At 40.5% G+C, this 15,687-nt stretch carries 10 protein-coding genes and 4 pseudogenes; 2 read left to right on the top strand and 12 right to left on the bottom strand.

Going from position 1 to position 15,687, the window contains the following annotated elements; translation table 11 throughout:
- Both HT715_RS03820 and HT715_RS11840 read right to left on the bottom strand, forming a co-directional pair.
- Window positions 1-169: pseudogene (locus HT715_RS03820) on the bottom strand (restriction endonuclease subunit S); the annotation flags it as partial.
- 373 nt (window positions 170-542) lie between these two features.
- Window positions 543-692, bottom strand: a complete 150-nt coding sequence (locus tag HT715_RS11840; protein ID WP_000410533.1) for a hypothetical protein — start codon at window positions 690-692, stop codon at window positions 543-545.
- Here HT715_RS11840 and HT715_RS03805 point away from each other — a divergent pair.
- Window positions 657-776 carry a hypothetical protein gene (locus tag HT715_RS03805; protein WP_001808898.1) on the top strand — a complete coding sequence of 40 codons (120 nt, stop codon included), beginning with the start codon at window positions 657-659 and terminating at the stop codon, window positions 774-776. The genes HT715_RS11840 and HT715_RS03805 overlap by 36 nt on opposite strands.
- 95 nt (window positions 777-871) lie before the next feature.
- Here HT715_RS03805 and glnA read toward each other — a convergent pair whose 3' ends face one another.
- The 6 genes from glnA to HT715_RS03775 all read right to left on the bottom strand — a co-directional run bounded on the left by glnA (window position 872) and on the right by HT715_RS03775 (window position 9,990).
- Window positions 872-2,218, bottom strand: a complete 1,347-nt coding sequence (gene glnA / locus HT715_RS03800) for a type I glutamate--ammonia ligase (RefSeq protein WP_050261078.1) — start codon at window positions 2,216-2,218, stop codon at window positions 872-874.
- A gap of 36 nt (window positions 2,219-2,254) precedes the next feature.
- Entirely contained in the window at window positions 2,255-2,611 is a 357-nt protein-coding gene (gene glnR, locus HT715_RS03795) for a transcriptional repressor GlnR (RefSeq protein WP_000659547.1), read from the bottom strand.
- Between the two features lie 76 nt (window positions 2,612-2,687).
- Window positions 2,688-3,215 carry an aromatic acid exporter family protein gene (locus HT715_RS03790; RefSeq protein WP_023937102.1) on the bottom strand — a complete coding sequence of 176 codons (528 nt, stop codon included), beginning with the start codon at window positions 3,213-3,215 and terminating at the stop codon, window positions 2,688-2,690.
- A 135-nt stretch (window positions 3,216-3,350) separates the two neighbouring features.
- Window positions 3,351-3,611 carry a hypothetical protein gene (locus tag HT715_RS03785; RefSeq protein WP_172922495.1) on the bottom strand — a complete coding sequence of 87 codons (261 nt, stop codon included), beginning with the start codon at window positions 3,609-3,611 and terminating at the stop codon, window positions 3,351-3,353.
- Window positions 3,612-3,688: 77 nt separating this feature from the next.
- Window positions 3,689-4,885 carry a phosphoglycerate kinase gene (locus HT715_RS03780; protein WP_001096743.1) on the bottom strand — a complete coding sequence of 399 codons (1,197 nt, stop codon included), beginning with the start codon at window positions 4,883-4,885 and terminating at the stop codon, window positions 3,689-3,691.
- Window positions 4,886-4,974: 89 nt separating this feature from the next.
- Window positions 4,975-9,990 carry a bacterial Ig-like domain-containing protein gene (locus HT715_RS03775; protein WP_172922832.1) on the bottom strand — a complete coding sequence of 1,672 codons (5,016 nt, stop codon included), beginning with the start codon at window positions 9,988-9,990 and terminating at the stop codon, window positions 4,975-4,977.
- A gap of 293 nt (window positions 9,991-10,283) precedes the next feature.
- Between HT715_RS03775 and HT715_RS03770 the strand changes: the two are divergent.
- Window positions 10,284-11,915, top strand: a pseudogene (locus HT715_RS03770) (Na/Pi cotransporter family protein).
- A gap of 540 nt (window positions 11,916-12,455) precedes the next feature.
- Here the strand turns inward: HT715_RS03770 and HT715_RS03765 are convergent.
- From HT715_RS03765 to HT715_RS03750, 4 genes and pseudogenes are all read right to left on the bottom strand, one after another.
- Window positions 12,456-14,063 carry a CTP synthase gene (locus tag HT715_RS03765; RefSeq protein WP_000105243.1) on the bottom strand — a complete coding sequence of 536 codons (1,608 nt, stop codon included), beginning with the start codon at window positions 14,061-14,063 and terminating at the stop codon, window positions 12,456-12,458.
- A 325-nt stretch (window positions 14,064-14,388) separates the two neighbouring features.
- Complete coding sequence (gene rpoE / locus HT715_RS03760; protein ID WP_000418403.1) at window positions 14,389-14,973, bottom strand: DNA-directed RNA polymerase subunit delta; 585 nt, start codon at window positions 14,971-14,973, stop codon at window positions 14,389-14,391.
- A 127-nt stretch (window positions 14,974-15,100) separates the two neighbouring features.
- Window positions 15,101-15,550: pseudogene (locus tag HT715_RS03755) on the bottom strand (GNAT family N-acetyltransferase).
- Between the two features lie 4 nt (window positions 15,551-15,554).
- A pseudogene (locus HT715_RS03750) lies at window positions 15,555-15,687 on the bottom strand (chromosome partitioning protein ParB); the annotation flags it as partial.

Below are 15,687 nucleotides of genomic sequence, written 5' to 3'. Positions count from 1 at the left end.
AATTTATTCCATCTACTTCAGAAGTAAGATAATCTTTGATTGGTCGTGGAGAGCCACCTCTGATAATTTCAACCAATGTAGAAAACCTCACCCACTCCCAAGTATCAGGAATATCATAAGGAACATCAATTTCTTGAGTACTTCCATCAGCAAACTTCCCATAATGTTTCTTATGTGCTTCAAGTATATAAAAAGGCGTAAAAATACGCCTATAGATAATGGGGTTGAAATAGGTTTATTGTTGATGAGATTGTAGATAATTCAATTTTTTACTTCCAATCGAATACTTAAAACCTCCACCTTTTCTGCCTGTAATTGTTCATCATAAAATTCAATATCTTCAGGATTTTCCCCTTGGCAACCTCGGTAGAAATATTCTTCCGCTCGATCAGGATTCAAAAATCGACAAGCACAAACAAAACAGTCTCCATCATCATTTATTGAGATAATATAGTAGATTGAAATAAGATGTAAACAAATCGATTAGGAAAGTTAAATTAGTTTCTAGAAATTTTTAGCAGATGTAGTGTACTATTCTAGTCTCAATTTACTATGGCTTCAAATATATCTTTCGAAAAAATATTTACAGATGTGTAATTTTGAAGCTTGCAAAAGTTAGTAAACTTGTAGATTTCGATTTGAAGTAACTTGTTTTCTTGCCCGATATTGTTTTTGAAATTGAATTTTTCCATAGTGACTCCTTGATTTTCTTCTACACGTCTGATGATAAATCTAATTCGCAAAAGAGTCAAGAGGATTTTTCGAAAAATAAATAGCGACCGAAATCACTATTTTAAGGGTTATAGGTATTTGATAGCTTAGACTGCTGTGTGACTGTTTACCCTCAGGCAATCTTTCTTCTATATTAGTATTAGTAAAGGTCTAAATAATTATCAATTTCCCATTGTGAAACAAAGGTTGCATAACTTGCCCATTCGATTCGTTTGGCTTCAAGGAAACTAGTATAGATATGTTCTCCAAGAGCCGCTCTGACAACTTCATCTTCTGTCAAAGCTTTCAAAGCGTTGTGAAGAGTTGATGGAAGGTCTGTAATACCAGCTTCCTTGCGCTCTTCTGCTGTCATGATGTAGATATTTTCTTCGATAGGAGCTGGTGCTTCGATTTTATTTTCAATACCATGCAAACCAACTTCCAAAAGAACTGTCATAGCGATATATGGGTTTGCCATTGGATCAACTGAACGCAACTCAAGACGAGTTCCCATACCACGTGAAGCAGGCACGCGTACAAGTGGCGAACGGTTACGACCAGCCCAAGCAATGTAAACAGGGGCTTCATAACCTGGAACCAAACGTTTGTATGAGTTAACCGTTGGGTTCATGATAGCAGTATAGTTGTAGGCATGCTTGATCAAACCGCCAAGGAAATGGTAGGCCGTTTCTGACAACTGCATTCCTTTTGGATCATTTGGATCAAAGAAGGCATTATTTCCTTCTGCATCAAACAAGGACATATTACAGTGCATACCTGATCCAGCAATACCAAATTTTGGTTTGGCCATAAAGGTTGCGTAAAGGCCATGTTTGCGAGCAATGGTTTTAACAACAAGTTTAAAGATTTGAATCTTATCACAAGCACGGAGAACTTCATCATACTTAAAGTCAATCTCATGCTGTCCAACCGCAACCTCGTGGTGACTGGCTTCTACTTCAAATCCCATTTGGGTCAAGACATTCACAATCTCACGACGTGTGTTGTCCGCAAGGTCAGTAGGCGCCAAATCAAAGTAGCCACCCTTGTCATTCACTTCAAGTGTTGGGTCCCCATTTTCATCGAGTTTAAATAGGAAAAATTCTGGCTCTGGTCCAAGGTTGAAGGATTTGAATCCAACTTCTTCCATGTGACGAAGAGCACGTTTCAAATTGCCACGAGGGTCCCCCGCAAATGGTTCACCTTCTGTTGTATAGACATCACAGATCAAACCTGCAACACTTCCATTTTCATCTCCCCAAGGGAAGACTGTCCATGTATCCAAGTCAGGGTACAAGTACATATCTGACTCATTGATACGTACAAAACCTTCAATAGAAGATCCATCAAACATAGCCTTGTTTGACAAGACTTTATCTAACTGTTCATCTGTAGCAGGAATTTCGACGTTTTTCATGGTTCCCAAAATATCTGAGAACATGAGACGGATAAAGGTAACATTTTTTTCCTTGACTTCACGACGAATATCTGCAGCTGTGATTGGCATGAGTTTTCTCCTTAATGTATGACTACTTGCGGTTGCTTAACCGCGACCAAAAGGTGATTGCACCGAAGCAAAGCGACCCTGTTGGAGGAGTTCATTGTGAAGTGCACGGCGCACCTCAGTCTGACTCACCGCTTTCTTGGATTTCGCTTCACGTTCAGCATATTTTTTCTTAATGGCAGCGATATTATAACCTTCAGAGATATAATCTTTGATTTCAAGCAGACGATCCATGTCATTCAAGGAATACATGCGACGGTTCCCTTCGTTTCGATCAGGTTTGATCAACTCTTGATCTTCATAATAACGAATCTGACGCGCCGATAGATCGGTCAACTTCATAACACTGCCGATAGGAAAAACAGCCATATTTCGGCGAAATTCTTTTTCCTTCATTTACAATTTCCTTCTTTCTGTCTATTATAGTCTAAAAAAAGACAAACGTCAATTGATAATGTTATAAAATGTAACATTATTTTTCTTTTTTCTCTAAAAGGAGCCGAATACGATCAATATCGTAATTTACTAGAATTGCGACAAAAACTCCCATAAACGTTTCTGATACACGCGCAAACACGTACAAAATTGTTTCCCCGCTCGGAATCGATAGGGTAATGATTAACATAGCCGCTACACCACCAATAACCCCCGCTTTGTTATTCATGGCTACATTTGTCATAATGGTTAACATGGTACAGATTGGAACAACAACCAAGGTTACCCAAAAGGCTTCGTGGAAAAAGGTATTTAATAAGAAGAAGACAAAGGCATAGAGGCCTCCGATACTATTCCCTAGAATACGCGAAGTCCCAAAATGAACACTCTTATCAAAACTCTCCCTCAGGCTAAAAACAGCTGTCAAAGCACCGATTTGAAGACCTTTCCAACCAAAAAAGCCAAAAATCAAGAGAACTAGAAAAACAGCAATTCCTGTTTTAAAGGTTCGCATACCAAGTTTGAACTGGGATTTATCGAATTTATATTTTTTAAAATAACTCATAATCTCAACTTTCTATTTCCATTTTATCATAAATCGGTGATTTTTATGAGTAATAGTTGCGAGGAAGCTCTTTTATTTTAAGCAAAAGAAAAGAGGAACTCTCATCCCTCTCTTCTTTGATTTGTTTATAAAATCTTATTTTTCTGTCAAGGCTGCAAGTCCTGGAAGAACTTTATACTCAATGAAAATCAAAGAGCAAACTAGGAAACTAGCTGCAGGTTGCTCAAAGAACTGCTTTGAGGTTGTAGATAGAACTGACGAAGTCAGTAACATATATACGGCAAGGCGACGTTGACGTGGTTTGAAGAGATTTTCGAAGAGTATTACCTTCAAGAAGCTCCATTGATGCCCCACCACCGCGTCACAAATACCTACACTAACACAAAAAGGTGACATAGCCACCTTTTTGTTAACGTTTCAGTTTTCTTCCTTTTCTACAAAATCAGGATTTTGTAGAGACTAACGGGCTGAAATTATTTTTCTGTAAGTGCAGCCAAACCTGGCAATACTTTACCTTCAAGAAGTTCCATTGATGCTCCACCACCAGTAGAGATCCATGAGAACTTGTCTGCACGACCAAGGTTGATTGCTGCGGCAGCTGAGTCACCACCACCGATGATTGATTTAACGCCTGGTTGTTTCACGATAGCGTCCATCACACCGATTGTACCAGCTTGGAAGTCTGGGTTTTCAAATACACCCATAGGTCCGTTCCATACAACTGTTTTCGCACCAGTCAAAGCTTCGTCAAATTTAGCGATAGATTTTGGACCGATGTCAAGACCAAGGAAGCCTTCAGAAACTGCTTCACCTTCAGTGTCACGCACTTCAGTGTAACCAGCAAATGCGTTAGCTTCTTTTGAGTCAACTGGCAAGATCAATTTACCGTTTGCTTTTTCAAGAAGAGCTTTCGCAACATCCAATTTGTCTTCTTCTACAAGTGAGTTACCGATTTCGATACCTTGTGCTTTGTAGAATGTGTAAGTCATACCACCACCGATAAGGACTTTATCAGCTTTTTCAAGCAAGTTTTCGATAACACCGATCTTGTCTGAAACTTTTGAACCACCAAGGATCGCTACGAATGGACGTTCTGGAGTTTCAACTGCTTCTTGGATATAGGCAATTTCGTTTTCAAGAAGGAAACCAGCAACTGCTTTTTCAACGTTTGCTGAGATACCAACGTTAGATGCGTGTGCACGGTGAGCTGTACCGAATGCATCATTTACGAAGATACCATCTCCAAGTGATGCCCAGTATTTACCAAGTTCAGGATCGTTTTTAGATTCTTTCTTGCCGTCAACATCTTCGTAACGAGTGTTTTCAACCAAAAGAACTTGTCCATCTTCAAGAGCGTTGATCGCTGCTTCCAATTCAGCACCACGAGTTACACCTGGGAAAACAACGTCTTGGCCCAATTTAGCTGCCAAGTCTGCTGCTACAGGAGCAAGTGATTTACCAGCTTTATCAGCTTCTTCTTTCACACGTCCAAGGTGAGAGAAAAGAATTGCACGTCCACCTTGTTCGATGATGTACTTAATAGTTGGAAGAGCTGCTGTGATACGGTTGTCGTTAGTGATTACGCCATCTTTCAATGGTACGTTGAAGTCAACACGAACGAGGACTTTTTTACCTTTCAAGTCAACGTCTTTAACAGTAAGTTTTGCCATGTTACAAAAACCCCTTTATTTATTTTATTCGAAACTATTATATCACACTTTGGAAATATAAGGAAAGATTTCACAAGATTTTTCGATATTTAATCTTCATCTTCTTTTTTCTGTTTCAATGTCAAGGCTAAACTAGCAAGACCAAGGCTTGCCAATCCTGCTATTAGGGCTTCATTGGCATCAGCAGTTCCTGTATTTGGCAATTGGGTGCCTGCTTCTTCTGATTTAACTGCTGTATTTTGGGCTGGTTTTTCTTGTGTAGGCGCTACTGCTGGTTCTGTTTTTACTTTTGTTCCAATTTCAACAATTTCTGGAATCGCCTCTTGGATGACTTCTGTTGAACGAAGACGACGCTGACCGTTTTCATCAACTTCAAAGACATGTCTTAATAGACCATCTCGTCCCTGTATGATGACTCGTTGTTCCCCAACTAGCATATCAGCATTTTCATGCTCTTGACGGTCAAAGGCAACCTTTTCCTCTTGAACTTCCAATTTAGGAGCCTTTTGTTGATCAGAAGCCGGTTGATTAGTAGTTTTTGGAAGGACTGTGTTTTGTTGTTCTGGTTTAGTTGAGATAGTAACAAGGTCATTTGCACCATTAGATTCTACTCGTGGTTTCTCAGCAGATTCATAAACAAAGGCATAATGAGTAAAGTGTGGTGCTGTAAAGATAACATGACTATCCGTTTGTTCAAAAGCCAATTCCACTGCCTCTTTGCCTTCAGGTAAGAAGAATACTCTCTTCACTTTCTTATCTTTTTCAATTGGAATTTTCACAATAGAAGCGTAAGAGAGATCAACGTCTTGACCTTTTTCATCTAGACCTTCTATTTCAAAGACATGAGCATCTTCTCCAGCAAAGTATTTCTTCTCTTCAGCACTTGCTTGAACACGCTCTACTTTCAAGCCCTTGATGACAGTCTTCTCTTTATTTGAGAAGTGTACTTCAACACCTGTTTTACTATCAGAAAAGACTGCTGGCTTGTCTTCTTTCAATAAGGCAACCAGATCTTTCAAACTCTGTTTCGCTGTTGCAAGCTCTTCTGGACTCAAATCTACTTTTTCAACCAAGGCCTTGTTTTTCTCAAGAAGAGGAGCTAGGGCAGAACCTGAAGGATGGTTTGGTTTGGCAGCCAAGAGTTCTTGAGCCTCACCTGTTAAGCGATCAAGCTCTGTCTTTTCTTCCGTAAATTTCTCTTGACCATTCAGAGCTTTATGAGCTTCTGTCAATTTATTAAGACGGTCATTAACCTGATCTTGGGTACTAGTTTCATGGTCTTTCAACACTTGTTCAGCCGCTTCAATTGCTTTCAAGAAGGCTTCTTTTACTTCTGGTGAAGCAAAGTTATAGACCACCTTGTTCTTAGCCACTTCAACTTCTGCTAATTTTTGTTTAAGGTACTCATCGTTCAATGCTGCTTTTGGAGATACCAAAACATCAAAGTTGACTTCATGACCTTGGTAACGAAGCGTCAAGGTTTGACGACCAGTCTTTTGAGCATGGTAACCAGTAATTTCAACTCCCTCATCAGTAAAGGAATGTTCTTCCATGGTGTCATTGCTATAAGCCACTGCAAAGCGTCCTTCAGACAAGTCTAAGCTATCACCAACTAGGTAATCTTTTTTCGGTTCCTGACTTACTTCAATTCTCAAAATAGTTTTCGGACTTGCTTCATCTTGACTAGTAACAGTCACTGACAAATTCGCATTTACTGGTTGTCCCAAGTATTGGAGAGTAAGATTTTGTTCTCCCTTATGATGCGTGTCAAATCCTGATACTGATACACCTGCGTGAGTTAGGCGAATGAGTTCGTCCTCAGCTCCCCCTTCATACCGAACTCGAAGAACACCACCTCTAAGGTTCAAATCCTCCCCTTCGGCGTAGCTTGTTTTCTTAGGTCCTGTCTCTAGGCTGACTGACTTGATTTTTCTGTCATCTTTTGGAACGGAAACTGCTAGGACATTACTAATTTCCTTGCCTGGAAACTGGGTACGATAGTACAGAAGACCAGATTGATTTGTCAAATCCAATGGTGCACTTGCTAGGTCTCCTCCAACTTCGCTCTTCAAGGTTGCAAGCGGAGTTTGAGAATTTGGATTGTCATAAACGGTAATGGTTGCTCCAGCTGGTACATCCGCAAAACCAACCTGTACCTTGTTATTGCCTAGAGAACGGGCTGCAGCCTTGGCCATCGGAATATTGACACTCTCAGTATCAAGCTTTTCATACATTTTCCAGTTATAGATACGAATAGCCTTCCATGGAGTTCCATTGTCAGAAGTGACAACATTCAAGCGCCAGTCTTGAGCAGTGATTGGTTTATCAAGAGTGATATCTGTCACGTGTGCTTTGTTACCACGGACTTCCTTAGCTAGCTTCCACTCACCATCTGCATCTTTATAATAAAGGTCAAAGTCTTTGGTGTTCATCAAGCCATCGTTAACAGACTCACCACCAGCTCCAGCATGATCCATGACCCATCTCACAACACGGCGTGGTTGTGTCAAACGAATATCAACGCTACCACTTAATTGAGAAGAAGACCATTTGTCAGATAGACTGGTGATGGTCCCATTCAACATACCTTCGATACCTTCTCCACCTTCTGTATCTGGGAAGGTACTTCCGATAACAGTAGCCCCTGGAACGATGTTTTCTGCTAGAGGTCTTGGAAGACTTGTGTCTTGGACAGTCATCCCCCACTCAAAGTTTGTAGTTGCTGCTTCAGAACGAAGGCCATTCTTACCAACTGCAACAACCTTCAACTCCTGACTAGTACCAGTCGCACTAGCTGAGCGGCTAACTTTTGGTAGGTAGATCGTAGTTGCAGATGAACCTGTCAATAGGCGCCAAGCATCGCCATCCTTTTCATAGACTTCATAGAAATCAGCATCTTTATGACCAGTAAATTGTACAACTGCTTCCGCTTCTTGGGCATTTTTAAGGACTTGTTTGGCTACAGCTACTGTGGTTGGTGCCTGAGGAGCATCTTGATTATTGCTGATGGTCAATTGCCCCAGGTTAAATTGATAACCTTTTAAGTCTTTGTCATTTTCAAAATAGAGTTTAATACCGTAAATTGTTTTACCTGCCAAGGCACTCAAATCAAAATCATCGGTAGTCCAGTTATCTGAAACTGTCAATTCTTTACGGGCAGCTTCATCACCATAGGTATAATCTTTCTTGGTTGCAAATTCTACATAAACCTTGGTCCCTTTGCCTCCTTTGTGGGCAACATGCAATTTGGTTGTATCTGTCACCTTCAAGCGAGTAGAGTACAAATTCACATCTTGCTTGGTCGCACCTGAAAGATCCCCTGCAAATTTAAGAGAAGTTCCACCATTATAAGCATCTTCAAAATCATAGCTTGCTTTCAACTTATCACCAGTTGATTTTTGCCACCAGCGCCATGTTGGAAGAACACCTGATACTGAACGATAATTCCACTCAGAATCCTTAGAAACCTTACCATCTACGAACCATTTTTTACCATGACCTGTATTAAAAGAAGTAGTAAAAGTATTACCTACCGCTGGCGTACGGTCCGCAACTAGATTAGCAATACCATACCAATCTTTGTCACCTGGTTTTTGGCCAGTAGGATCACCTTGGTAACCTGTAAAGAATATATCTTCGTTCTTATGATAGTCTTCGCCTGTCTTGCCAAGACTTGTAATAGTATCTGGCGCAAAGAGACCAAGTGACAAGCGAAGTTTGCCATTTTCATCTAAAAGGGCATCCCATTTCACTTTAGTCTTATAAGAACCACCCTGTTGCAATTCCAATCCTGCAAAGACATCGTACTGGCTACGCTCTAGCCATTTGGCCATAGCTACAGAGTAATCATTCTTCTCTTTGGTCCAGTTAAAGTTAGCAAAGAAGTTGTCTGCTGGAACCTTATCTCCTTCAGGTTGCATGAATTGGTAGTTGTATTCTCCCAAACCATCTTGGTGGTAACGTCCATAGTTATAAGTCATGGCATCGTACCAAGAATACTTGATTGGATGGTTTACCTTAGCAGCATACTCCTTGGTATAGAGCATAAACTGGCGCATCTTTTCTCCAAGAGGTTCAACCAAATCCCCAGTTGTTTCTTGGTTAATGAAATAGCCATCATAGCCATAATACTTGGCCATATCTACCAATTTACGGGCAATTGGAAAGCTACCATCTGCGTCTTGCTTCAAAGCTTCAGCAAATTTTTCTTGATCAGCAATACTATTTGACCAGTTGAAGAAGAGTGTACCATATACAGGAACCCCGTTACGGTGACCTGCATCAATAACGTCAGGCGTTGGTACAAGACCTTCCCAGAAGACCATTGAATCTAGATATTGCCAATAGTCAAAAGCATAGGCCTTGAACTCTTCTCCACCAACAGAAGCGTGGTCTTTTGCTTTAGAATTGGTGTTAGATAGGGCTTGTACTTTTGCTTCCTTACTAGCTTTTTCATTGACCAAATGACCTGTCCGACGTGAAGCGAGGGCAACAGATCCGCGGTTAATAGCGTCATCTTCACGAGCTCCTGGTTCCCATTTCAACAATTCATCCCAAGAATTAAATTTGATTTCCTTTGGTTTTAATGTTTTTTCCGTATTTTTAGGGACATCTGGCTGGACTTCTTTTTCAGTCTTATTAGCTTCTGCTGCTGGCTTAGACTCATCCCCTTGGCTAGTTGCTTCGGGCTTTGCTTCTATTTCCTTTTCAGACTTAGGTTTTGCTTCTGCAGATGGTGTTTCTGCAGCCACCTCACTTGCTTTTTCCTCTTGTTTAGCTGTGCTAGCTGCTTCTGCGGTTTCAGTAGTAGCAGATTCATTGCTTGCTGGCGAAGCAGTTTCAGATGCTGTCGCTACTCCTTCTGCCTCTTCTGCCTTATTTTCTCTAGCATGTTCTCCTTCATGCTGCTTGTCAGCTTCATTAGTTGGATGCTCACTCTCTCCTGAAACAAGCTCTGTATTGGTTCCGCTATTTTCAGGAACTGCAGTTTCTTCTGCCAAGGCTGGACTAGCAAATAAAACAGCACCAATCATCAGCGAGCAGGCTCCTACTGATAACTTACGAATACTGTAACGACAACGTCTTTCAAAAAATGGATTCTTCATTTTCTCCTCCTAAAAGATTGATTTTGTTGTTTTTTAAGAAAGCGCTTTATATTCTGTAGTTTTTTATCAAACTCTAGAACCATGATAATCACATTTTTATCCTAAAGCATTTTTTGACAAAAAACAATAGCTGTTTTCACAAATCTAAAATAAGGTTAAAAACTCTTAAAAATAATACACTTATCAATTATAATTTTCTTTTACAAACTTGACATTAACACTTGTTAGATTTACTTTTATCCTTTAAAATAGAATAGGAGATATTCCGCGATTATTTTTCGGAGGAAAAAGAAATGTCCATTAATTGGCAGGAAATTTTATTTCACTTTTTAGGTGGTCTGGGACTATTCTTATATAGTATCAAGACCATGGGAGACGGTTTGCAACAAGCTGCTGGAGATCGCCTTCGTTTTTACCTTGACAAATATACTAGTAATCCTTTCTTTTGAGTTCTGGTTGGTATTGGGATGACTGCTCTAATTCAGTCTAGTTCTGGTGTAACAGTTATCACAGTCGGCCTGGTCAGTGCCGGTCTCCTAACCTTACGTCAGGCTATCGGAATTGTCATGGGGGCTAATATCGGGACAACAGTCACATCCTTTCTTATTGGGTTTAAACTAGGTGACTATGCCCTACCTATGCTCTTTATCGGTGCTGTCTGTCTCTTTTTTACGAAAAATCGGACAGTCAATAATATCGGACGCATCCTCTTTGGTGTCGGTGGTATCTTTTTTGCCCTCAATCTTATGAGCGGTGCAATGGCTCCACTCAAGGATTTACAGGTCTTTAAGGACTATATGATTGAGCTAAGTAAGAATCCTGTTTTGGGTGTCTTTGTCGGTACCGGCTTGACCTTACTGATTCAAGCTTCCTCGGCTACCATCGGGATTTTACAAAACCTCTACGCCAGCAATCTCATTGACCTGCAAGGAGCTTTGCCAGTTCTATTTGGTGACAATATCGGGACAACCATTACAGCCATCATTGCCTCTTTAGGTGCTAATATTGCAGCTAAACGGGTAGCAGGAGCTCATGTTGCCTTCAACGTTATCGGAACAGTCGTCTGCGTTATTTTTCTAGTTCCTTTTACAGCCCTGATTCATTGGTTTGAAGCTACGCTAAATCTAGCACCAGAAATGACCATCGCCTTTGCTCACGGAACCTTTAATATTACCAATACCATTGTCCAATTTCCATTTATCGGAGCTCTGGCTTACTTTGTAACCAAGATTATTCCTGGAGAGGACGAGGTTGTCAAATATGAACCCTTATATCTTGATGAGCATTTCATCAAACAAGCCCCATCTATCGCTCTCGGAAATGCTAAGAAAGAGCTCTTGCATTTAGGAAACTACGCTGCCAAAGCCTTTGACCTTTCCTATAAGTATATCATTGACTTGGATGAAAAAGTTGCTGAAAAAGGGCATAAAACCGAAGAAGCCATTAACACCATCGATGAGCAATTAACACGTTATCTCATTGCCCTTTCAAGCGAAGCTCTCAGTCAAAAAGAAAGCGAAGTGCTCACCAATATCCTTGATTCCTCCCGTGATTTGGAACGGATTGGAGACCACGCGGAGGCTCTACTCAATCTGACTGACTATCTTCAACGTAAAAATGTTGAATTTTCTGATGCCGCCTTGAAAGAATTAGAGGAAGTTTATCGTCAAACTAGTGACTTTATCAAAGATGCTCTGGATAGTGTGGAAAACAATGATATTGAAAAAGCACGCAGTCTTGTAGAACGTCATGAAGCAATCAATAAGATAGAACGTGTTCTCAGAAAAACCCACATCAAACGCCTCAACAAGGGCGAATGTTCAACACAAGCTGGGGTCAACTTTATCGACATCATCTCACACTACACTCGTGTATCAGACCACGCTATGAACCTTGCTGAAAAGGTTTTTGCAGAACAAATCTAATAACCAAGAAGCTATCCATCATAATTGGATGGCTTCTTACTTTTTCCTAAGCAAGACTAGGCTGAATGAAACTGAAAGAGTATTCTGCAGATATATAGTATATTGAAACTAGAATAGTACACCTCTATTTCTAAAACATTGTTAGAAATCGATTTGTCCTGTTATTATTTCATTTTACTATAATGGATTAAATTAAAAAAGTATAGTGTATTGAATCTATAACAGTCCATCTTGACTGCTAAAATATTTCTATAAATTAATTTGACTTTTCTGATAGAGATGTTCACATCTTATTTCAATTCACTATACAATCCAGTTCCTAAAACTTTGCTAGAAATTGATTTGGCTTTCCGAATTAATTTGTTCAAATTTTATTTCATTTCAATATACTGAAAAATCCATTCACTAGCACAGGGCAAGAGGGAGTCGCTATTGATTTCAACGGTAGCAGGTACATACAGAGGACTCCTACCTCAGATATACTGCAATATCATCGTATGCAAAAAACCTCTGAGATTTTTCTCAAAGGTTCTGATTTTGCTAATTGCTGTTCTCAACCGCTGCAGTAACAAAGGCAGTGTAGAGTTCTTCTGGTCGGTTTGGACGGCTTGACAGTTCAGGGTGATACTGACAAGCTACAAAGAATTTATTTTCAGGAATTTCCACGATTTCTACCAAACGATTGTCTGGAGAAACTCCTGAAAAGACAAAACCTGCTGCCTCAAACTGCTCACGGAAGGCATTATTAAACTCATAACGGTGACGGTGACGGCGTTGCACCACTTCTTGATTATGATAAGCAGCTGCTGCCTTAGAGCCACGTTTCAACTTAGACGGATAAAGCCCCAAGCGAAGGGTTCCCCCCATATCCTCAACATCAATCTGATCACGCATGATATCAATGATAGGGTATTTTGTTTCTGGTGCAAGCTCTGCAGAATTGGCACCTTCGAGTCCTAAAACGTGACGAGCAAATTCGATACATGTCAACTGCATTCCCAAGCAGACTCCCAACATTGGAACATCATTTTCACGCGCATAGCGGATGGCTTGGATTTTCCCTTCTGTACCACGTTGACCAAAACCACCTGGTACGATGATCCCGTCCGCATCAGACAAGAGTTCTGCTACATTCTCTGCTGTCACATCATTGGCATTGACCCAATTGATTTTAACTTCTACATCATTGACATAGCCAGAGTGTTTCAAGGCTTCGACCACTGAGATATAGGCATCTTGCAACTCCACATACTTACCAACAAGGGAAATCTTAACTTGTTTCTTGAGGTTCATGACCTTGTCCACCATGGCTGACCATTCTGTCATATCCGCTGCTGGTGCGTCTAATTTCAAATGGTCACAGACAATTTGGTCCATACCTTGTGCCTGCAAGTTCAGTGGAATTTGGTAAAGATGTTCGACATCCAACGATTCGATAACGGCTTCTGGTGCCACATCACAGAACTGGGCCAGTTTATTTTTAATTCCTTGACCAGCTGGCTCTTCTGTACGAATCACCAACATATTTGGTTGGATTCCCAATCCACGCAATTCTTTTACAGAGTGCTGAGTTGGTTTGGTCTTCATTTCACCAGCGGCCTTGAGGTAAGGAAGCAAGGTTGTATGGATGTACATAACATTATCCGCACCCACATCCGCCTTCATCTGACGAAGGGCCTCTAGGAATGGCAAGGACTCGATATCTCCAACAGTTCCACCAACCTCTGTGATAATGACATCAGAGTCGGTCGTTAGAGCGGCACGCTTGATTTTTTCTTTTAAAGCATCTGTGATATGAGGAATAACCTGAACAGTTGCCCCAAGGTATTCTCCACGACGTTCCTTACGAAGAACTTCACTGTAAATTTTACCAGTTGTCACGTTGGAATATTTGTTGAGATTGATATCGATGAAACGTTCATAGTGACCCAAGTCCAAATCTGTCTCAGCTCCGTCATCTGTCACAAAAACTTCCCCGTGCTGGTAAGGACTCATAGTTCCTGGATCAATATTGATATAAGGGTCAAATTTTTGAATGGTTACTTTAAGACCACGATTTTTCAAGAGACGGCCCAGACTCGCTGCCACAATCCCTTTCCCAATAGACGATACCACACCACCAGTTACAAAAATATATTTCGTAGACATAGATTCCTCTTTCTAAAGTGCTCAAGGTCTTGCTAACTACGTGGGGACATAGAAAACAAGACCCTACTAATAAGAATAATCTGGGACGACTGCACCAGATTCACAACTAATACTCTTCGAAAATCTCTTCAAACCGCGTCAACGTCGCCTTGCCGTAGATATGTGTTCCTGACTTTGTCAGTNNTTTCATTGAGTATAAAATACAAGAAGATAACTTCTTGTAAAAACAAAAATAGCTCCCTAAGAACTAGGGAGCTCCGACCTCTAAAAGAGGTGCCCGAACAATATGATACCTAAAAATAGGATAATTGTCAATAGCTAACTTTTATTCCTCGATGATTTCAGCATCATCATCTGAAAACTCGTCGTCTTCGTTGAGATCCACATCTTCTCCCAAGTCATCTGGAGCGATTTCGTTGATTTCTGCATCATAAGCTTCCACTTCATTTTTTTCATCATCTGGATTTTCATCATCGTATGAAAGAGCTGGATCTGCTTCGTATGCATCTTCGTCTTCTGGATCATCTGCATTGTAGTCAATGGCATCTGAATCACCATCCATAAAGGCATTGACACGTTTTTTCTTAGCTTTTGGTGCTACTTCATCGTCGTCATTTTCTTCAAGAGCGATGATTTCTTCGTCGATTTCGTCCACACCATACCATGAACGAAGACCCCATTTGTTGTCCCCAAGTGAGATGAAGCTACCGTCAAAGTTCAACTCTGTGTAGAACAAAGGCAAAGCTTCGCGGATATCGCTGTTTGATGTTCCAAGGTAGTTTTGAATTTCATTTACAAGATCGCTAAAATGCATCTCATGATCGCGACCACGAAGTTCCAAGATAGCACGCGCCACCTCAATCATAGATAGTTCACTTTTTTCTTGCCCAGCAAATACTTCTAATTCCAAAGCGTTTCTCCTCATTTATACTACTATCGCCAGAGCAAACAGACTCTGACCTCATTTTATCATTTACTCTTTATTTTACGATAATTTTGCGGAATAGTCAAAGGTTAAGGGGGAGAAAGTGGCAGGATTAGACTAATTCCAATATAAAACTCCTTCCTTTTTCTGTTGCTCCATTTTCCACAAATCCAAGCGACTTGAAACACCTCCTAGAAGCATGATTGTAGGTGTAGATTTCCTTAACTCTCAATTCTTTCCATCCTTTTACTCAAGCAAATTCAATCAAAGCACTTAGAATCTTTTTTCCAAGTCCTCGATGTTGGTAAGCGGAATTCCCAATCACAATGGGGAGATTATCCTGAGATAGTGTAATATCCCCAATTGGAAACCATTCTCCCTTCTCCTTGACTTCAATCCAAAAAGGCTCACCATGCCGATCCAAATAGAAATACATGGCTTCCAAGGTCGCTTGACTGTAAGGAAGCTTCACCCCATCTACGAGGTAAACCAAGTTCACATCCTGATACCAAGCAAAAGCTTCCTCACAATGATTGACCTTATAATAAGGAACAAGACACAATGCACTACCTTTTCAACAAAAGAGTTGCTGCTTGATTAAAACCATCACACCAGTTATACCATTTTGCTTCATACCCATCTTGAGCTAGGATACGATCTTCTAAATCAAAAACAGAGTAAATAGACTTCCTGCAAAAC

The organism is Streptococcus sp. 4155, assembly GCF_013276695.1.
Classification (GTDB): domain Bacteria; phylum Bacillota; class Bacilli; order Lactobacillales; family Streptococcaceae; genus Streptococcus; species Streptococcus pseudopneumoniae.
Note: the sequence above shows the minus strand (reverse complement) of the source record. Positions and strands in the feature narration are given on the sequence as shown.